General features: G+C 61.2%; 14 protein-coding genes. All 14 read right to left on the bottom strand.

Features of this window, described 5'->3' with window-relative positions; genetic code table 11:
• Positions 1–44: 44 nt before the first annotated feature.
• The 14 genes from M9955_23370 to M9955_23305 all read right to left on the bottom strand — a co-directional run bounded on the left by M9955_23370 (position 45) and on the right by M9955_23305 (position 19,922).
• Entirely contained in the window at positions 45–803 is a 759-nt protein-coding gene (locus M9955_23370) for a hypothetical protein (protein ID MCO5084585.1), read from the bottom strand.
• 4 nt (positions 804–807) lie between these two features.
• Entirely contained in the window at positions 808–1,665 is an 858-nt protein-coding gene (locus M9955_23365; protein MCO5084584.1) for a hypothetical protein, read from the bottom strand.
• Positions 1,665–2,939, bottom strand: coding sequence for a hypothetical protein (locus M9955_23360; GenBank protein MCO5084583.1), 1,275 nt, complete (start codon positions 2,937–2,939; stop codon positions 1,665–1,667). Before M9955_23360 ends, M9955_23365 begins: the two co-directional genes overlap by 1 nt.
• Positions 2,921–6,409 carry a glycosyltransferase gene (locus M9955_23355; GenBank protein ID MCO5084582.1) on the bottom strand — a complete coding sequence of 1,163 codons (3,489 nt, stop codon included), beginning with the start codon at positions 6,407–6,409 and terminating at the stop codon, positions 2,921–2,923. Before M9955_23355 ends, M9955_23360 begins: the two co-directional genes overlap by 19 nt.
• A gap of 1 nt (position 6,410) precedes the next feature.
• Complete coding sequence (locus tag M9955_23350; protein MCO5084581.1) at positions 6,411–7,673, bottom strand: glycosyltransferase; 1,263 nt, start codon at positions 7,671–7,673, stop codon at positions 6,411–6,413.
• Between the two features lie 8 nt (positions 7,674–7,681).
• Positions 7,682–8,209, bottom strand: coding sequence for a hypothetical protein (locus tag M9955_23345; GenBank protein ID MCO5084580.1), 528 nt, complete (start codon positions 8,207–8,209; stop codon positions 7,682–7,684).
• Positions 8,210–8,401: 192 nt separating this feature from the next.
• Positions 8,402–9,106, bottom strand: coding sequence for a sugar phosphate nucleotidyltransferase (locus tag M9955_23340; GenBank protein ID MCO5084579.1), 705 nt, complete (start codon positions 9,104–9,106; stop codon positions 8,402–8,404).
• 23 nt (positions 9,107–9,129) lie between these two features.
• Positions 9,130–10,137 carry a GDP-mannose 4,6-dehydratase gene (locus tag M9955_23335; protein MCO5084578.1) on the bottom strand — a complete coding sequence of 336 codons (1,008 nt, stop codon included), beginning with the start codon at positions 10,135–10,137 and terminating at the stop codon, positions 9,130–9,132.
• Between the two features lie 137 nt (positions 10,138–10,274).
• Entirely contained in the window at positions 10,275–11,168 is an 894-nt protein-coding gene (locus M9955_23330) for a glycosyltransferase family 2 protein (protein ID MCO5084577.1), read from the bottom strand.
• Positions 11,165–12,172: a glycosyltransferase gene (locus M9955_23325; protein ID MCO5084576.1), complete on the bottom strand. Its 1,008-nt coding sequence runs from the start codon at positions 12,170–12,172 to the stop codon at positions 11,165–11,167. The genes M9955_23330 and M9955_23325 overlap by 4 nt, the downstream gene beginning before the upstream one ends.
• A gap of 12 nt (positions 12,173–12,184) precedes the next feature.
• Positions 12,185–13,309: a glycosyltransferase gene (locus M9955_23320; protein ID MCO5084575.1), complete on the bottom strand. Its 1,125-nt coding sequence runs from the start codon at positions 13,307–13,309 to the stop codon at positions 12,185–12,187.
• 19 nt (positions 13,310–13,328) lie between these two features.
• A complete protein-coding gene (wecB, locus tag M9955_23315) occupies positions 13,329–14,456 on the bottom strand; it encodes a UDP-N-acetylglucosamine 2-epimerase (non-hydrolyzing) (GenBank protein ID MCO5084574.1) in 1,128 nt (375 codons plus the stop codon).
• Between the two features lie 8 nt (positions 14,457–14,464).
• A complete protein-coding gene (locus M9955_23310; protein MCO5084573.1) occupies positions 14,465–15,511 on the bottom strand; it encodes a polysaccharide biosynthesis protein in 1,047 nt (348 codons plus the stop codon).
• Between the two features lie 631 nt (positions 15,512–16,142).
• Positions 16,143–19,922: a DUF1796 family putative cysteine peptidase gene (locus tag M9955_23305; protein MCO5084572.1), complete on the bottom strand. Its 3,780-nt coding sequence runs from the start codon at positions 19,920–19,922 to the stop codon at positions 16,143–16,145.
• Between the last annotated feature and the right edge of the window lie 32 nt (positions 19,923–19,954).

Below are 19,954 nucleotides of genomic sequence, written 5' to 3'. Positions count from 1 at the left end.
CACGCCGACACACCGGCTGCAGCGAGCCGCAATCGTGTCAACCGCTATTGTTGATCCGGCAGCGGCGGAACGAACATCTCGAACACCAGTTCGATGCGCTCCGTGTGCTCGCCTGCCTCCTTCGCCAGCACGCTGTCGCCCAGCGCGGCATATCCCACGAGTTTCTGGCCGGCCGGATTGTGCAGCGCCATGAGCGCCGGATTGTCTTCCCCGACAGCCGCGAAAAGAGCGACCGACTGGACATCCGTAAGCGCCTGCGCGTCTAGGGGTGACCCGTCACGCGCGGGGCTGTGGACCGTCATCGCAACCCGCGCGGCTCTCGCATCTGGCACGTCGGCGCATTCCGGTATCGGCCGCAGATCGGTGAGGCATGGCAGGCTTCGCGCCAGCGCCTTGCTCAGCACCGTCACGGCTTGCGCACCCTTGGCCGAAAGCGACACACCGCCGTCGAAGAAGTCGGCGCCTTCCAGGCGCAGCCTGTCCGGTCCCTTTTCGACTGCCGACGAGATGCCGCTGGCGGCGAGGTCTTTCGAAATCCTTTCGAGCACGGCGCGCAGAGCTTCGTTGGCCTGGCGCCGGGGATGGAGATAGGTCGCCTCGGCCGCACGCGCGGCTTCCAGCTCCTTCTCGATCGCGGTGATTTCCTTCTGGGCGGTCTCGATCTTCGTATAGTCGTCACGCGCCAGCAGCGCGACGGACACGAGCATGATGATAAGGATGAAGATGACGCCGGCCAGCATGTCAACCATGGGCACGAAGAAACCGGACCCGCCGCCCTCGATATTCTGGTCGGAGCCCGCCATAAAGCTACTCCCCTGCTACGGAAAGCACCGCCGGAACGCCTGGAACCTCGGCGGATTCGGCAGACTGGCGCGCATTTTCGGAGGCCATGGTGCGTGGCGCACGGGGGAAATGATCCTCGATCCAGATATTCAGCTCGTCGAGTTCCTCCTCCGTGGACGACACGAAGATGCGGTTGGCCCATGTCAGCACCAGCGACATGCCGATGCCCATGATGGAGGTAAGGAACTTGAAGGTCGATGCATGTAGCAGCTGGATCAGCGCTTCCCGCGCGGCGCCGAGATCGGCGCTCAGCATGCTGCGCCCGGCGAAATAGAGTCCGGCGACCAGTCCGAGGAAGGTGAAGACCAGACCGATGCCGACGAAATCCCCGGCGAAAGCGCGCATGGCCGAGGCCGACCGGCCGGCAAGGCGTATGGTCGACAGGGAGAAACTGTCCGACGGATCGGCAAAGCGCATATAGGTTCCATCGGCGGACCGCGCGATCTGCGGCCGGAACGACCGCCAATGGCGCGCCAGCAAATCCGATGACGCAAAAATCTCGTTTGCGGCATCGAACGCTTGCTGTGAACCCGCCTCTCCCTTGGCGATCTTCAGCTTCCTGAGCACCCAGCGCAGCTCGGAATTCACCGGACGGAACCGCTTGACCCAGAAGAAGACGATGATCGCCATCCCCGCCAGTCCCATTGCCAAGGACAGGACGAGTGCGGTCGTCGGATTGTTGAACGTATCGAGGTAGAGCGTGGCGACCGGTATCAGCCACTGCTTCAATCCCGCCCCCGCATCGCCGGCACCGGAGAGAGATCGCAACAGCACGGCGAAAGCCACGAGGGCGGCAAAAAGGAAGAGGTACCTCTTGAACATCAAGCTTGATCCGCCAAATTGTGCCCGCGCCACGGTGCCCGGACGTTCCCTCCCTCATCTTCACGTGGGATGTGCAGGAAGTCCGAAAAAGACGCCCGCAACGCCTCGAAGCTGAACCGGGATTCGACAAGCGCGCGGCCATTGGCCGAGACTTCCGCATAGTCGTCGTGTCTGATCAGGCTTCGCTCCAGCGTATTCCTGATCGCGTCTTTTCCCGGTCTAAAGCAGAAGAATGCTGCCGCGTTTTCCCGGAGAAAGCGACCGGGCGATGAATCGGCTCTGCCGTGAAACACGACCGGCCGGCCCGAGGCGAAATATGTTATCAGCTTCGACGGAAAGCTGAGATTGGCGGTCTCCCGCATGCCTTCCGCGAACCAGTAGGGACAATAGAGCAGGTCCATTTTTGCAAGTTCCCGCACGAGATCCTTTTGGGATATCCATCCGCGGCTGCGAATCACGCTTGTGCTATCCGGCACATCCGTCGGGATGTGATTTGTGAAAGCGTGAAGCTCTACATCGCGGAATCGTCCGCTGTTCTTGATGTCCACCATAGCGCCGATGAGATCATTCATTTCCTCGGTGGCATAGGTTTGCCCCGAAAAGGCCACCCGCATGGTGCCATCTCCGGGCGACAAGGCGGCAGGAAGCGCCAGTTGAGCATCGAGCGCCGGTACGACGACAGCGCAGCGGGCCTTATATAAATGACGAAAATGCGACGCCATCGCCCATGACGCGGCGGCACAGCCGGCAGCGCCCCGTAAGACCTCGTCGAATTGCTTGAGGATTTCTTCGCTCGATCGCGTGTCTACATTGTGCGCTCGCAGCCACCATCCGGGCGGGTCCATGACCTGGACGTGAACGGGCAGCCCACCCTTCGTCATCAGCATATGAGCCAGACGTATCAACGTTTGGCCTTCCAGAACGATCCAGAAATCCGTTGCGTTGATTTCCGCCGCAAATCGCAAGGCCTTGGAAAAGAGCTCCGGTACGGTCTTCAGTCGGGCATGCCTTTCGTCCCGCCGAACCCTGACGGGCATATCTCCGGCATCATGCAATTCTTCCGGCTTGATACGTGTCCGGATCGAAAGCCGCGATGCGAGATCGGCGCTCAGGATGGGGGTCAGATGCCGATTCTGCACAACGAAAACCCCTGCCGGCGGCTGGGTGGCCCGGACGATTTGTTCGAGGAAGATACCTCCACTATAGTTGCTGCACGGCGGAACGCCGGCGATCAGCAGAACCCTGCGCTCACGGGTTATGGTCGCTTTCGCCATTCAAGATATCTCCCAGGATAAAACGCGACGGGCGATCCCTTGACGGGCGAAAGTCCTGTCGATGGCAGATCCAGTCCGCTTTCCCGCAGTGCTTCGAGTTGCTGGATTATTGCTTCGGCTCTCCCGCCCGATTTATCCGTACCGCGCCATGCGAAGTCCCGTCCGAAAAACCGGCTTGCTACCCTGCGGGATCCCGTCAGCAGCACCGGCAAGCCCATTTCGGCGACATGCTGGGCATAGGGCAGCATGGCGGTATCAGGGTCGGTAGCCAGCCACAGGAGGTGCGGAGAGGTTTCCCCTATCAGTTCGATCAGGTTCGGGAAGTTTGCCTGTCCAACCCAGATCACAGACTGGAGTGTACACGTTCGTTCGCGCTCGGCGGCAACCATCAGGGAAATCGGCAGATTGCGCTCAGCGATCATGCCAGCCACATCGAGCACACTTGATATCACCGGCTCGCTCGCTTCCGGCATTATTACCAATATCCTGAGTGAATCGGCTTCCTGAAGCCTGCGGCGTACCACCCTATAGTTGAAAGCCTCATGCTCGCAGGGCGGTACGACATGGAGGATTCGCCCCCTCTGTCGCAATTGCCGAAGGCTGAGTGCGATGTCCGCCTCCGGTGTCAGCACCCGCTCGGCACGTCGCAGCAAAGCGCGGTCCGCTTTGTGAATTGGTTCCGACAAAACGGTCACGTCCACAGGGATCGAAAGACCGTCCAGCAGCATCTGAATGCTCTCTTGATGCGCAAGGCCGACGAGGTCGAAGCGCGCTACACCAATGGCGCGAATGTGCTCGACTGCCGCGGGAAGCTGTTCCGGGAGGTTGAATGACACGTCCGGCCCCACACCCGAAAGGGAAATGGAACTGGTTCCGGACGCAAGCACGACAACGGACCGCGCCTGCGATCCCAGTGACTTCCGGACATATCGAATCCAGTCAGCCGACGATGGCGTCCCATCGGGCACAAAGGCGACGCATGCCGGCAAAACGGCAGATGCGAAAACGGCTTCTGGATGATGTGTATCGGTCTGGAGGCTGAAACGCTCCTGCTGGATGTTCGATCCAGAAGACCGCAGGGTGTCCTTTGAATCGACCGCCTCCCGGTCACCGCCAGTTTCGCCCTCCGCGAAATCGGATAGGACCTCCGCTGCCGAGACTGATGGGTCTTCGATCAATTCGATCTCGGTTCGGCCCAAAAATGTATCCCTGCTCAACGGATTGAGATGGGAGAGTGGGCCGCCGGACGTCGGAAAGGACGCGATACGATATCGCTCGGAGGGCTTGTTGCCGTAACGCCAGCCTGTCGCAAGATAGTGCAATGAAGGGTCTTCCCCGCTCCCGGAAGAGAGGAGGTAGGTTTGTCTGTACCAGTCGCGATCGATCTTGCCTCTTACACCGAACATCCATTCGATCTTCCCGATATGCTTTTCCGGCAGGAAGAAACGCCTGCGGGATTGCATGCGGGAAAGCGAGGCGAGAATTTTGTCCGATAGAAACTGCTTCGAGATCGGATAGCGCAACAGCTTTGTGACGAGAAAGCTCCCGAGGATCGGCCGATCCTTCTGTTTCTCGAGATAGAACGATGCATGCGTGATCGGGTTGAGTTTATCGCCGCCTGAGAAACGCCGTATATATTCGCTGGTCGAGAAGGAGGGTGACGGATCACGATTCTCCCGCCAACCCTGTTTCAGATAGTGGATAACCGGATCGATCGTTGCATCGACATCCTTGTAAGCGCTTCGATACCAGTCTCGGTCGATCTTACCGCGAGCACCGAGCAGCCGCTCCGTAGTCCAGACGGCCGGCCGGTACATTCGCCCTCCACCAATCGTCCGAAGGCGCTCCACGAGCGAAAGCAACCTCTCGACGTTTTTTTCTTTCAGGAACGGCTTTCGCGCCACGCGGAGGAATTCGAAACGTCCGAGATATGGCGGCGGAAACTGGTGAACATAGCGCTCGCGAGTTGTACTCGCCGTCGGAGCCTCAAGGCTCTCGATATCCGCCGCAGCTTCGTCCCGCGATTGCGTGTCCGTCGGAGCATCGTCAACAACGTGCCGTGCGGCGTCATCATCGGGGATTACGCTGCCGCCCGCGGCAGCCATATGAACCGGCGATTGCGCCGGTTTCTGCGGCATGACTGCAACGCGCGCGCAAAATTCCAACTCGCTTCGCAGTGCACGATCGCTACGAACAGCCGACCGACGTATCGCCTCCATCAAGGCGCCGGCTCTCAAAATGCCGCCGTCGAGCCACCGGCCTTCCGGCTCCGTCCGGAGCATGGCATCGAATTCCCTGGCGAACAGCCGGTCAAGACCGGTTTCGAGATCTAAAAGAACATTGGGGGAATCGCCCGAAAGAAATATCATCACGGCGTCGGGATCGGCACGAACTGCGACGGCTGCTGAGACCTCCGCCGCAGTCGTATCCGCACTGACGGTGACCAGTGAACCGACGCGTCGCATGACATGATCGAATTTGCCGACGACTGCGCCGTCGCCGGTTCCATGCTGGACGAAGACGACATCGATCGCGACATAACCCATCCCAGCCAGCCGACCGAGCGTTTCGAACGCGGCGCTGATATAGCGAACGTCGGCTACCAGGGTCAGCTTCGCCTTCGACCGCGCTTCCACCATGCGCCGGTGCGCGAAAGCAGGCAGTCCAGGATAGGACGCAAGGATATCGGCTCGACAGGCGCGGGCACAGAACTCGAGTTCGTCCATCGCCATCCCCGACTGAACGTCGGCCGGCAGGCGATCGAGGAAATCCATCCACAACAGGGATGCCTCCTCCAGATGACGCGTATTTCGCGAACCCTGATCGGCGTGCGCGCGAGATAGCGTTAGAAGGCCACTGGAATGCACGAAGCGATATTTCCGGGCCAGACGGTACCAGAGCTCATAGTCCTGGGTCGTCGGCAGGGACTCGTCGAACACGCCGCAGATCTCGAAACAGACGCGCGGCACGAGCAGAGAGCACCCGCTGAGCCGCGCCTCCAGCACGTGCCACAACGCATGGTCTCGGGCGCGCGTATTGGCGCCCAGAGCCAGTTCCCAGACCTTGCGGCTGGCCTCATCGATGACTGCGACGTCTCCGAATACCACGACCGGTTCAGGAAAACTGAGCGCGCGCGCCAGTTGCACCTCTATTTTCCGTGGATGATAGAGATCATCGTGGCTGAGCCAGGAGAAGAACGCGCCGCGCATTGCCTGAATGCCAGCATTGAGAGCCGAAGCGACGCCGCCGTTCGGCTTCGTGATCAGCCGTATCTGATCACCATAAGATTCCGCGACCGCCCGCGTCCGGCCATCGTCGTTCGACCCGTCGTCTACGACAATCACCTCTATGTTGAGATGCGTCTGCCCGATTGCGCTGTCGATCGCATCGCCCAACCATCTGGCCCCGTTGAAGACCGGAATGATGATAGAAACAAGCGTATCGGCGGCAGATGAAGGCGCGTGCATCATCTCAGACCTGCATTTCACGGGCAGACGTCCCGTGCGGGACGTCGCGGGTCTTGTCCATCATGATGCCATAGTTGCGCAGGACCTTCTGCGCGTTGCGGCTCGCGGACCAGCGCCGCGCGACCTCCTTGCGGTTGCGAAGGGCCGCGCTGTCCACGAGCTTGTTATCGGTCGCCGCGCGCACGAGCGCGGTCGCCAATGCCGCAGTGTCGTGCGGGTTGACGATGATCCCGTGCGTGCCGTTGTCGATCCATTCGCAGGCGCATGACGTGTCAGCCAGCACCGGAAATGTGCCCACCGTCATCGCCTCCAGAAGCGTGGTGCTGATACCGTCCGAGATGCCCAGGCCTACCACGATGCGCGACTCTCTAAGCCGTTGCAGCGCGTCCGAATGTTTTTCGACATAAGGCTCAACGTCGATGTCGAGCCCGGTACGCTCCCGGATGTCTTGCGTCATCCTGATCGCCACGCCATTGGAAAACGTGACGCGGATGCGCAGATGACGCAGTTCCGGGGCGGCGAGGTAAACGGCCGACAGGATATGCAGCCCGCGTCCGGCCCAGCCGTGATAGCCCTTTACAAGCAGGAGTTGCCGCGTCGAAGGAGCTGAAACATTCGCCTCCTTCATGAGCATCCCGCCAGATGCCGGCATCGGTTCGAACACCCTGCCGCGGTAGTCGAAGTCTCGGGCGATCCTCACATCGCGGCCGCATTCCGACCAATAGCCATCGATCTCCCGGAAAACCTGCTTGAGAATTGGGAGATGGTCGCGAAGCTTCTGGAAAAGGAGGACATCGCTGCCCCAGTTCGACAGAAGCCATGGCGGAAAGTTCGCCCTGCCGATCCGCCGCTTCGCCTCCAGCATGAGGTATCCCGCGAACTGGACCTCCATGCTATGCACGAGATCGGGGTCCAGATCGCGAATGCATTTTGTGAGCTTGTAGGCGGTCGTCGGACGAAAATCGTCGGGAAAGCCTGGATGCCCGGGCCATGTATATGCGTTGACGTTGTCCACCGTTTCCGCGACGTTGCGGGGAACGCTGTCGAGATCGAAGACACCGACTTCGCCCTTCGCCAGCGCCGCGATATCGTCCCGATTCCGCACCAGCCGGTAAGGCGCAAGTTCCCCGCACGGTGTCCCGCGCATTACGGGAAACACCACCACCTTGTATTGCGAGCCACGCACGAGCGCGACCCAGCGCGCCAGATGAATACTGGCCGCCATGCCGACGATGAGGACAAGGCGGAAATCCTCCTTCCTGCTCACAATCGGCTTTATCGGCGATTTTCGAGGCATTCGAGTACCCGTTCCGCCAGGAGGCGCGTATCGTGGGCGACGCGCACCGGCATGGTCAAAAACTGCCTGTCCACAGTCTCAGGAAATTGCGTCGCCACCACGGCCTGTATTCCGGCGCGTTGCGCCTGTTCGAACCAGCCACGATGAACGGAGTCCAGCGACACGCTCACATAGAGGTCCGCGCCCTCGAAAGCCGCTGCGGCATCCTCAATTCCGAATACTTGCACTTCGACGCCGGTATCCCACTCGAACGCCTCAAGCGCCACGCTGACGACGGCGCCGGTCGGACAAAGCGCACGGACGATCACGTCAGGCAGGCAGCGCGCGCACAGGTGAAGTGCAGAGATCGCGAGGAGTGCCCGGCCCTCGTCGTCCTCTCGTGCATCAAGGACAATTTGGACGGGGCGCTGGCCGGGTCGCCCCGAAAACGACGTCTTCTCACGAAGGCGACGTGTGCCCGGGCCTTCGTCGGCGGGGTCGCAGGAGCTACAAGGCGTCTTCTGCATCGCGGGTCATACGATTTATCGGCGCTGAAAGCTTTTGGAGCGCCATTCCGAACAATCGTCCTCCTTCCTCCCGGAGGTTGACACCGCGGGAGCGGACCTCGAAATGATCAACGACCACGGCACAATCGAGGTGGGTTGAGCCCTCTTCTACCGGAAGATTCACTTTCCCAAAAACGACAGCACGATCGACCATCATGGATTCTGCCTCACGAACGCGTCATACCCGTCAGATACGATCGCCTGGGCGACGCCGTAGTCTTCCGGCCGACCGATATCCAGCCACTTGCAATCCGTCACGAAGCATTCGACGCGGGACTTCGCCGCGATCATGGCGGCAAGCAGTTGAGGCATATCCAGCGGCTCTCCCGGCGTGAGAAACGGCCTTATCGCGTCGCGACGCAACGCGTAGACGCCCATGCTGATCACGAACTCCATCTCAGGCTTCTCGCGCAGCCCTGTGAGGCGTGCGTCCGGATCGACGTCGAGCACGCCGTACTCGACTCTGATCTTCCGTCTGATACCGGCGACGGTGGCGTCCAGATTGCGTTGCCTGTGACGATCGAGCAGCGCGCTGAAATCGAGATCGGTGAGCAGGTCGCCGTTCAGCAGCAGAAAGTCGTCGGCCATGTCGTCCAGCACCTGCGCCACCGGACCGCACGTCCCGAGCGGATGGTCTTCCGTGGCGTAGGCGATGTTCATGCCAAGGCTGGAGCCGCCCCCAAAGAATGCCTGGATGAGATGGCGCAGATGATTGACCGCGATCACGACGTCGCCGATTCCGAAATTCGAAAGCTGGCGCAGCAGCAGCTCAAGGACCGGTGCGTCTCCGAGCGGCATCAGGGGCTTGGGAAGCACGGCCGTATAAGGATGGAGCCTCGTGCCCTTCCCGCCCGCCATCACGATTGCCTGATGCCGCGTGCTCATACCACGTAGCCAACATGAGGCAGCAGATCGGGATTCGCCTTGAAATAGGCGATGGTGCGCCCGAGCCCCTCCTCCAGCGAAACCTTCGGCTCCCAGCCGGTCGCGTTGGTGAAGGCGTCATGCGAGGAAATCAGCCTGTCGACCTCGCTCGCTTCGGGACGCAGGCGCTGGGCATCGCATTCGATTCGCGCATCGGAGCCCATCAGCCGGATGATCAGCGACGCCAGGTCGCCGATCGCGATGCCGCTTCCGGTGCCGAGATTGAAGCAGCGCCCCTTGACGTTTTCGGCAAGCGCCGCGGTGATGAAACCGTCAACCGTGTCAGAGGCATAGGTCAGGTCCCGGACCGGCGCGACGGCGCCAAGCTTGACGAGCTCCGTGCCGCCGAGCACCTGTCCGATCACGGTCGGTATCACGGCGCGGGCCGATTGCCTCGGACCATAGGTGTTGAAAGGCCTCACGATGACCGCGTCGACGCCGAAGGCGTTCACGTAGGATTCCACCAGCTTGTCGGCCCCGATCTTGGTCGCGGCATAGGGCGACTGCGCCTGCAGTGGATGCGCCTCGTCCATGGGGACGTAGCGGGCGCTGCCATAGACCTCGGATGTGCTGGTGTGAACGAAGCGCACGTCGCCGCGGCTCCGCGCCGCCTCCAGGAGATTCAGCGTTCCACCGATGTTGGTGGCGACGTAGCTGCGAGGGGCGAGATAGGAATACGGGATGGCGATCAGCGCTCCAAGGTGAAGCACGATGTCGCAATCCTCGACCAGCCGGACGCAGAATTCCGCATCGTTGAGATCGCCATGAACGATCTTGACACCCGCGATCACATCTTTCGGCAGCAGGCGCAGATTGCCGATGCTGCCATCCGCATTGTAGTGAAGAAGCGCTTTCACGCGGGCGTCGGCGCGACTCAGCGCCTCGATCAGGTGGCTTCCGATGAAGCCACCGGCTCCCGTGACCAGGATTCGCTTGTTTGCGATCCCGCGCAAATCAATACGCATACTGCCCGGCAGCCTCCGCTTTTCAAAGGGGTGGTGAAAACGACTCTCGTCCGCGCTACGAGGCCAATCGAAGACTCGCTTAACACTCACCCAAAGAGCGCGTCCACCAACCAGCGGGCGCATCCTTGCGTGGACACCTAAGTCAGTTCCGACGATTTTCCAGACTGCAAACCGTAACGGATCGCGCCGCCGAAGAAACGTTGCGTCGTCCGCAGAGGGCGGTGCCTGAAAGCCTTGATCAAAGGCGGGATCGCACGCCAGAAACGGCGCTCGAAAGCATAGGTATTGGCGGCCTGCAGCCAAAGATTCATTAGCGCGTCGCGACGATCCGACACTGGCAGGCCGCGAAATACGGATTGATGCTTGCGCTGAAATAGCGCAGCGGAACGCTCGACTGTCTCACCCAATCTCGCGCGTCGGTTGTAGATCTCCGCAAGAGGATCGGGGATCGCGCCGATCGCATGGCGGCGAGTGTAGCGCAGCAGCCAGTCCCAGTCCTCGAAGCGAGGCAACGTTTCGTCCAGAAGGCCGATCTCGCCGAAGATCCGGCGGGTGGCTATCTGCGTGGAACCGGGACTGAGATCACAGTCCATGGCAAGACGCCGCGCCCAGTCGCTCGTCTGCTCCAGACGCTTGACCCGTTTCTCCCCATGGTCGAGCAAATGCAGGATCACACCCGTGCAACCGACCTCCGGAGCGCCCGGCAGCGACATCGCCGCGACTTGTCGCGCGAGCTTGTCGGGCAGCCAGCTATCATCGGAATCAAGAAACGCGATCAGGTCGGCTGTTGATTCCAATATGCCCGTGTTGCGCGCGGCCGCGGCGCCGCCATTGACATCGCGTCGCACGATCCGCAATCGGCTGTCCTCGAACGCGGCGCATGCAGCGACGGTGTCGTCCACGGATGCATCGTCGACCACCACGATCTCGAAGTCCGGAAATGTCTGCGCCCTGACGCTCGCCAACGCACGCCCGATCGTTGCACTTCGATTAAAGGCGGGAATGACGACGCTGACGACGGGCTTTCTCATTGCGCGCCGAATGTCTGGGACAGCACCCGCGCCCGCCGGAAGCGCTCTGGAAGGAACGAGTCAGACAGCCTGTGACACCAGCCTGAAAACGGCTGCGTCACGGCATAGAGAAGATGCGGCAACGACCTTCTCTGCGTGGGATGCACGTCCGCGGGCCATACGAGCTTGTGCCGGTAGGACGCGACGGCATAGCGCAGCGAGGGCACGCGGGATCGCCTGATGCCCAGCAGCGCCGCATGATAATAGGCGGCACTGAATGCCTGTGCCTCCAGCGCACGCACGCCGGACGGCAGATCGTCCCGCGCGAAGAAGCGCGTCATGAGTTCTATCTTTGCCCGGGCGAGTTTGGCGCCGTCCATCGTGGCCGTCGTGCCGGAGGGATGCGACCGCCATGTCGCCAGCACCTCCGGCACGCGCCGCATGCTCGATCCCGTGCGGCCGAGGCGCAGCCAGCAGTCGAAATCGGAAAGTCCCTCCGCCCTCGGGTCGCGGCAAGGCTCGCCTGCGAAGGCGCTTCGACGGAAAAACGTGCCGGGACCGGGAATGCAGAAATGTTCCGCCAGCATCGTCCGGTATGAATATGGAATCGTCCGGACGGTGCGAAGGATCACGCCTTTCTCATCTATCATCAGCCAGTCGGGGTATGCCGCAGCCAGTTCCGGCTCGTTCCGGAACGTCTCCTTCATATGCCTCAGCAGTCCGGGCAGGATCGGATCGTCGCCGTTGACCACGCAGACAAGATCGTTGCAAGCCGCGTCCACACCAAGGTTGACGGCCGCGACTTCCCCGCTATTTGCCTGCTTCAAAAGCCTGAATCCGTATGTTTTCTGGAGGCTTGCGAGTACTTCTTCAGTTCCGTCCGTAGAACCGTCATCGACGATTATATACTCATCTTCGTCCCCCAACTGCGACATCACGGAAGTGATCGTCTCCTCGATGAATCCCGCCGCGTTCCAGACGGGCGTGACGATCGAGACAGGTGGCGCATCGGAACGACGCTTCATCGCCGAGCGCTCCTACCGCAGGGATCTGTAGAACGAAGCGTGAGCCGCCCGATAGGCGCCGATCGAGAAACGCGTCCGGGTCCGCGCCGACGCGTTCCGCCACAAGGCGTCGTCCCGTCCCTGGTCGAGCCCGGCGCTGATGGCGCCGGCCAATGCGTGCGGTTCGGACGGCGGCACAATTGCCGATCTCGGCATGTCGAGCCGCGACACGTCGCCCACATCGGTGGCGGCGACAGGCACTCCACAACTCAGCGCTTCCAGCACGACCATCGGCATGGCCTCGCCATAAGCCGATCCCGAGACGATCAGACTGGCCGCATTGATGACTTCCTCCATGTCGTCCCTTATGCCGATGCAGGTCGCGCGTTGCGCGAGTCCGGCGCGCTCCAGCGACCTGTTGAGCTCGGGATTGTCGGGCGACATGCCCGCGCCCGCAAGCAGCACTTTCAGATTCGGTCGCGTCCTGACGCATTCCGCGATTGCGGCGAACGAATTGGTCAGGTCCTTCTGCGGATGGAAACGCGCGAAGATGCCGACGATCTCGTCATCGTCGGCAAAGCCAAGCCGCCGCCTCTTTGCCCGGACGGCTTCCGGTCCCGGGTAGCAGAAGCGCTCGACGTCGACGCCGTTGTCGAGAACGATGCCGGCATCGCGCCTGTAGCCCGCCGCATCATGAGCCGCACGCGCCGCTTCCGCGCAGTATATGATGCGATCCGGCACGCTATAGGAAAGACGCGCGCAACCGCGCTCGGCGAGATGAAGCGCCGTATATCGGCCCGTTGCAGGCATCAGGGTGTTGTGGATCGACCAGACCACCTTGTCGACATGCGGCCGTGCAAAAATGGTCGCCAGAATGCCGTAATAGAGCCAGCCATGCACGATGCCGACATTCTCGTCGCGGATGATCGACCGGATCGATCGCCAGGCCAGAGCGAAACGCATGGAGGAACGCAGGCGCTGGCGACGCGCCAATCCGAGCGTGCGGATGTCGACGCCGTCTCCGAACAGCACTTCATCGAACAGCGTCAGCACGATGTGCCGCTGCCCCTCGGCTGGCACCGACGCCAGTGCATGGAGCAGCCGTTCAGCGCCGCCCTGCCCCATCGTGGGGATGATGTGAAGAACGACGAGAGGCATCCGGGCCTCGTAACGCGTTTCAGTTCTTTCGCCAAACGACCCGGTTGACGAATCCCATATAGCTCAGGACGATGTTCAGCACCTTCCGGGAAACGGCGCCGGCTTCGTAATCTGCAACCGGCATGGCCGCAGGCATGTCCGCCGCAATCGCCACCTCGACCGCATTCAAGAGGCTCTGCCGATCGAGATCGCACATGATCAGGGTCCCGGCATCCATTCCCTCCGGCCGCTCATGCGCCTGCCGGATGGTGACGGCGCGCAGGCCGAGCAGCGACCCCTCCTCGGTGATCGTGCCGCTGTCCGAAATCACGCAGGCGGCTTCCGCCTGCAGCTTGATGTAGTCGAAGAACCCGAAAGGCGGCAGGAAGGTGATGCGAGGATCGGGTTCGTGCAGGTCCATCTCCTCCATGCGCTTGCGCGTACGCGGATGCGTCGACACGATGACGCGATGACCGTAGCGTTCGACGAGACCGTTGAGCGAATCGAGCAAGCTGGCCAGCCGCTCCGGCGAATCGACATTCTCCTCGCGATGGCTGGAAACGAGAAAATAGGAGCCCGCGTCGAGTTGCAGCCTGTCGAGGACGTCGGACCGGGCGATGGCCGGCCGGAAATGGTCGAGCACCTCCTGCATGTGCGACCCCACCTTGAAGATGCGGTCCTGCGGCAGGCCTTCCGCAATCAGATAGCGCCGCGCGTGCTCAGTCAGAACCATGTTCACATCGGAAAGATGGTCGATCACCTTGCGGTTCAATTCTTCCGGCACGCGTTGATCGAAGCAGCGGTTGCCAGCTTCCATGTGGAAAACCGGTATCTTCAGCCTCTTGGCGGCGATCACCGCCAGTCCTGAATTGGTGTCGCCATAGATGAGAACCGCATCCGGGCGCACCTTCAGCAGCGCCTCCTCCACCTTCAACAGTATGTCGGCTATGACGGCGACCGGACTGCCTCCCGCGGCTCCGAGGTAAAAGTCGGGCGCACGGATGCCCAGCTCCTCGAAGAAGACCTGATTGAGCTGGTGGTCGAAATTCTGCCCCGTATGCACCAGCACGTGATCGGTATGCTTTTCCATAAGCGCGATGACGCGGCACATCTTGATGAGTTCCGGCCGGGTCCCGACGATCGTCAGGATTTTGTATTTTCTCGTCATCGGAAGCTTCAGCTCGCCAGTTCGTTCTTGATGAACGGCAGTTCGTGCAGCAACGCGATCACGCCGTCCAGATCGAGAATACGGGTATTGTCGGAGGTGTAGTCCTCCATCTGCGACAACTCGGTCTGCCCCTTGCTGAAATAGTTGGCATAGTTGAGGTCGCGGTCGTCGGCCGGCACCCGGTAGTAGTCGCCGAGGTCCTCCGCCCGGGCGATTTCTTCGCGGGATATCAGGGATTCGTACCGTTTTTCGCCATGACGCGTGCCGATCACCTGCACGGGTACGTCACTCTTGAATATGCGCCGCACGGCTTCCGCCAGCACCCCGATTCTGGCTGCCGGCGCTTTCTGGACGAAGAGATCGCCCTGCCGCGCATTCTTGGCGGCGTAGAGCACCAGATCGACGGAATCCTCCAGCGACATCAGGAAGCGGGTCATGTTGGGGTCCGTCACCGTGATCGGCCTGCCCGCCTTGACCTGAGAGACGAAAAGCGGAATGACCGAGCCTCGCGACGCCATGACGTTGCCGTACCGCGTTGCGCAAAGCACCGTCCGGTCGCTCGAGATCGTGCGGGCTTTGGCGATGGTCAGCTTTTCCATGAGCGCCTTGGTCATGCCCATCGCGTTGATCGGGTAGACGGCCTTGTCCGTCGACAGCACGATCACCTTCGGCACGCCGAACCGCACCGCGGTCTCCAACACGTTCTCCGCGCCCAGCACATTGGTGCGGATCGCCTCCATCGGGTAGAATTCGCAGGACGGCACCTGCTTCAGCGCCGCTGCGTGGAAGATGAGATCGACATCCACCATCGCCGGCTGAAGCGACGAAGCCTCCCGCACGTCGCCGAGATAGAACTTCACCCGATCGTTCTTCAGCGCGATGCGCATGTCTTCCTGTTTCTTCTCGTCCCGGCTGAAGACGCGTATCTCCTTGAAATTCATACCGAGAAAACGATGCAGGACCGCAGTACCGAACGAGCCGGTACCGCCCGTTATAAGGGCAACCCTGCCTTCTGTGTCGGATGCCGCGAAGGGCGCAAGCGGAAAAGCGGTCATGAGAACTCCAACTGGAACTGGGATATTGAAAGCTGGCGTCGATCAGCCGGCCCGGCGTTCGCCAAAGCGGTACACCACCATCCGCAAGTGGCTTCCAACCGCACCCGTTCACCAGCACCGGATTATCAGGCTTCTTTCTTTGCCCCGACGATTGTCGGCAGGCGAATACATGAGTGCAGGGCTCGTGCGATCGCCTGAGCTCCATTCTCATTCGGATGAATCGCGTCATACATCAGGCCGCCGAAGTCTGGAACATATGAATCCAGATCAACCAGATTCACCTAGCGTCGCAGGCAGTATCTCCGGGTCGCATCGTTCAAAGCGTCTCGCAATGTGCGCTGATCTTCGTCCGGATCGTCAGCAGCCACAGGTGGCACCGCATGCGGCATCGTAGCGAGCCAGAAACCGATGCCATGCGCCTTCGTGGTTGCCGCCATTACATCCAGCAACGCATCGCGCTCTGCCCAAGAAGGCTCGGCCGCCATCTGTTCGTCGAAATGGCCCGGGCGCTTTGTCAGAGTGTCATTGCACCGTGCCCTATACTTGCCGTCGGGCTCCACGAACGTGTCGAGTTTGTGCTCCCACTCCTTAAGCCTCGCGTATCTCGCCGACATTCGCCCGATCGCCTCGATCAGGAAAAAAGACGGCGGGCGGCATCCAGCGCCTCGTTCCAGGGCTCGTTGTACCCTTGCCAATCGTTTGGATTCGTCGGCACGCGCCGAAAGACGACATTGCCTTCCTGCCGGTTCTCATAGCTGCCGCAGACGGCCAAGATGCCGAAGAGAAGATCCGGATACGCCCTGCCGATGACGCCGGCGAGACGCTTCACGGCCTCCGCCTCGTCCCCTACGGACTGGCGGACGAACAACACGCTCTTGCCACCGCGCAGCGCTTTCCGCCACATGTCGATCCGCTTGCCGAGCTTCTGTTCGACGATGTCGTAGTCGTCCAGATACGCCTCGGTCAGCGAGAAATAGTGGACGTGCTTTATGCCGTAGGCGACATCGAGGACATGTTGGAAAGGCTCCGTCCGGAACTCCAGGTTCTCACGTTTCAGAAAGCCCGCAAAGTCCTGTGAAATCGCCCTCGCGACTGCCTCTATCGGCGTGATCGACCAGTTGAACGGCGAGCCCGCGGCCTCGTCGGGATAGCTTTTGACCGGCTGGAACAGCCATTCGTAGTGATGGGGATCGTCGGTGGAGAAGTATCTTCTTATTTGATGGGCTGACTGGCACGCCTCGCCAAGGCTGATCGCAACGACGTTCTGAAAGCCGGTGCGCGCGTTCGGTTTGTTGGGATCGGGTTCTCCCGGCAGGAAGTGCGGCAGTTGTTCGAGTTGTTGCTGGAACGCCGCCCAGCTATGTCTTTGCCGAAGCAGCTTCTGCGCGGCGAGGACTTTCCGCCGCACAAGTTTGGGATCGTTTTCGATCTCGCGCATGGCGGCCAGATATTCATCGACGGCGTCCGGGTTGGACACCAGCCATCCCGTCTCCGACGTTATAAAATCCGAGATGCCGCCGACGTTTGGCGCTATGATAGGAAGGCCCTTTGCCGCGGCCTCCAGCAACGCCACCGGGAGGCCGTCATAGGCGGACGTGTAGACGAACAGGTCGCATTCGTCGAAGGGAACATCGTCCAGGTCGCGGAAATAACCGGCCAGTTCGACATTCGGAAGATCGCGCAGGAAAGTGATGTCTGCCGGCGGGACATTGGGATTCTGCGAACCGTATACGACGAAGCGCCTGTCGGGAGCGCCAGCTGCGATTCTTCCCAGCACGTCCATGCGCTTCTCCGGCGCGAAGCGGCTCATCCACAGAGCCTGCCGTGGCCGTGTTGCGGAAGGAGAAGAAGGTTCCGCGAACGTGGTGGTGATCGGAGTATAAACGACATGCACCTTCTCGGCCTGTGTCGACAATATCGGTGCCATTCTCGGCAGGATCGCAGGAAACCGGCTGTTGTCGGTAACGATGCCGGTCAAATGGTCGATGCAGGCTTCGATATGCTGATGAAAGCCGAAGGTTCCGTCGATTTCGTTGAAACCATACGCAAAAATGGCGGCATAGAGCGCGGTTTCCCCTTTCAGCATATGGGAGCGTGAATCCATCAGGACCCAGCACGCAAGCGAGTTCAGATTGTACGTGATCCGAGGCTTCCGCTCCATGATGAGGCGATCAAGGATCTCGACGCGATCTTCCACTGTGAGAGCTTCGTGGTAGTCGGACAACGAGAAAAGCTTCAAACCTTCGGGCAGATCGAAGCCCTTGCGGCTCGCCATGTCGGTGCCGATCGCGGCGACAGCCCCTGCCCCGAGCCTCTCGACAAGCATGCGCAGCGTGGAGGCGGCAACCTGCTCCGCTCCTCCCGGATGCGCGACCCACGGCAACAGCACGAGATGCGTGCAATGCTCGGGCAGATCGCGTGACAGCCGGCTGTAGACGGCGCCTCTTCGTTCGGCGGCAGTACGGCTGGAAGCATCGGGCGTCAGGGCTCCCAGCCGCCACGAACTAGGAAACAGTTTTGTGTCGTTGAACGACATCTGCTTCAGGCCATTGAACACGGATTCCGGCAGAAGGCCGAAAGGTCCCCGCGTGCGCTCCCCTCCGGAGAGGTAGTGGTTAAGAGGATTAGCGCTCGTGCCTGCGACATCCGCATGTTTGCGGAGATAGGCCTTGCTGTCGAAGAACGGGCCGGGATCGATCGCTCTCGGCGCGCCTTCGACCACGTAGTGAACGAGTGCGTCGAGGATGGTGTCGGGCTCGCGTGCGAAGTGGTGCAGATAAACGGCATGATTGAAGAAGGTGTTGGGCTCCACCCCCGGTCGACGGCTGCCATGCCGCACATAGTGTTCAAACGACGTCAGTCCGCTCTTGCCGAGATCCGGCGCGCTACGCGCATAATGCGCGGCGTCGAATAGGAACGGATTGGCTTCGAGCACCTTGCGCAGCAGCCGTTCCCGGAGGAATTCGGCGGTTGCCCTGGTCTCCTCCGCGAGCGCCTGCAATGCGGGATCGACAAAGACGGACTGCGGCAGCAGCTCAGGATCGCGCGCCGCGACAGGCGGCGGGGCGCTTTTTTCCCCTCGCAGCCGCGCGACCGGCTCCGCGACGTCGTAACCGAGATCACGCACCTCGCGGATATCTTCGAGCACGGCAAGTGCGTAGCGCGGCGAGCCACGACGGCTCAATCCAGCGACGAGGGCATCGACAAGACGGTTGCGCTCAGGTCCGGATGGTACTGCGTCGAGAATGGCATGTCCCATACGCAACGATGTATCCAGATCGCCGGTCAGTGCGCAGAGCGCACCGATCTCCCTTACCGCCGAAGGAGATGGGTCCGATGCCGAGAACATCGCGACAAGCGCCTTCAGAGCAGCGGCCGGTTCGTTGCGCCGCAATTCCAGTTCCGCCAGTGCCCTCAGATATTCTGGATCGGAAAGCGACGCGGTTTGCGGTGCCCGAAGTACGGCGAGCGCCTGGTCGAAATCGCCACGATCCTGATGGATGCGCGCAAGGTCGAGGCGCAGTTGCGGCAGGACGCGCTGCTCAGCCTCTCCCTCCGCGATCACCCGCTCGATCTGGCGGATGGCGACGTCGACATTTCCGACCAGAAGCTGAGCGCGGCTGTCGACCAGCAACCACAACGGCGTGCCGTAGAGCGGCTGCTCCGGCATACGCTCCAGCGGGCGTCGCGGGGCAGCACTGGCCGCGCCCGGGTCGGTATCGTAACCGAGAACGTCAAAGTCGCGGTGATAGAGTGAGAGAACGAGTTGCGCTGTCTCCGGCGAGATGACTTGCCTGAACGGTCGCTCGATCGACAGATCCCCGGCCTCGTCGGCAGTACCGCCGGGCGGCACCGCATGCGCCATCATCGCGCTCATGTCTTCGACGTAACGTTCGACAGCACCCAACGCATGGTAGGGAACGCTCTCGTACAAAAGCCAGTCCGACTGTGGTGAAAAGACCGGATGCCGGTCGTGCTCTGGCAGGTTGGCGAGCAGCGTGGCGAAGCGATCGAAGTCGAGAACCTCGCTTACCGGGAGCTTCGCCGTGCGCCGGAAGCGGCGTCCCGCGGGTGTGTCGCGCTGGATATGAGTGAGAAAGATCGAATGGAGTCGGGCGTAGGGGTTGCGGACGACGGCAAAGCGGAAGGCCGACTGAAAACGCTCGACGTAGCGGGAAAAATCCGGATGGTCGATCGTGAGCCAGGGGAACACGCTGTGATCGTGCAGCGTGGCGCGATCGGCAGGAGGTGGGGATGACAGCAGACCCTGCCGCTTCTCCAGCGCCCAAAGCGTGCGCAGCGTCTGCGCCGAAGCCGTATGAGGAACGGTAGCGTAGAGGTACGCCGCATCGCTGCCGGCGCGAAATACATTGTTCAGATGCCGGTAGCCGAAAAAGGAAGGCACACCCATGCTGTCATCCTGCCATCTGGATCGTATCGCGG

This window comes from Rhizobiaceae bacterium (assembly GCA_023953845.1).
In the GTDB taxonomy this organism is placed as follows: Bacteria; Pseudomonadota; Alphaproteobacteria; order Rhizobiales; family Rhizobiaceae; genus Arvimicrobium.
The sequence above is the reverse complement of the archived record's forward strand: the minus strand, read 5'-3'. Positions and strand labels throughout refer to the sequence as shown.

What these genes read in the sequence shown, in the direction of transcription:
- M9955_23370 (MCO5084585.1), bottom strand. Translation starts at nt 803, where the DNA reads ATGGCGGGCTCCGACCAGAATATCGAGGGCGGCGGGTCCGGTTTCTTC.
- M9955_23365 (MCO5084584.1), bottom strand. Translation starts at nt 1,665, where the DNA reads ATGTTCAAGAGGTACCTCTTCCTTTTTGCCGCCCTCGTGGCTTTCGCC.
- M9955_23360 (MCO5084583.1), bottom strand. Translation starts at nt 2,939, where the DNA reads ATGGCGAAAGCGACCATAACCCGTGAGCGCAGGGTTCTGCTGATCGCC.
- M9955_23355 (MCO5084582.1), bottom strand. Translation starts at nt 6,409, where the DNA reads ATGATGCACGCGCCTTCATCTGCCGCCGATACGCTTGTTTCTATCATC.
- M9955_23345 (MCO5084580.1), bottom strand. Translation starts at nt 8,209, where the DNA reads ATGCAGAAGACGCCTTGTAGCTCCTGCGACCCCGCCGACGAAGGCCCG.
- M9955_23340 (MCO5084579.1), bottom strand. Translation starts at nt 9,106, where the DNA reads ATGGCGGGCGGGAAGGGCACGAGGCTCCATCCTTATACGGCCGTGCTT.
- M9955_23335 (MCO5084578.1), bottom strand. Translation starts at nt 10,137, where the DNA reads ATGCGTATTGATTTGCGCGGGATCGCAAACAAGCGAATCCTGGTCACG.
- M9955_23330 (MCO5084577.1), bottom strand. Translation starts at nt 11,168, where the DNA reads ATGAGAAAGCCCGTCGTCAGCGTCGTCATTCCCGCCTTTAATCGAAGT.
- M9955_23325 (MCO5084576.1), bottom strand. Translation starts at nt 12,172, where the DNA reads ATGAAGCGTCGTTCCGATGCGCCACCTGTCTCGATCGTCACGCCCGTC.
- M9955_23320 (MCO5084575.1), bottom strand. Translation starts at nt 13,309, where the DNA reads ATGCCTCTCGTCGTTCTTCACATCATCCCCACGATGGGGCAGGGCGGC.
- wecB (MCO5084574.1), bottom strand. Translation starts at nt 14,456, where the DNA reads ATGACGAGAAAATACAAAATCCTGACGATCGTCGGGACCCGGCCGGAA.
- M9955_23310 (MCO5084573.1), bottom strand. Translation starts at nt 15,511, where the DNA reads ATGACCGCTTTTCCGCTTGCGCCCTTCGCGGCATCCGACACAGAAGGC.
- M9955_23305 (MCO5084572.1), bottom strand. Translation starts at nt 19,922, where the DNA reads ATGGGTGTGCCTTCCTTTTTCGGCTACCGGCATCTGAACAATGTATTT.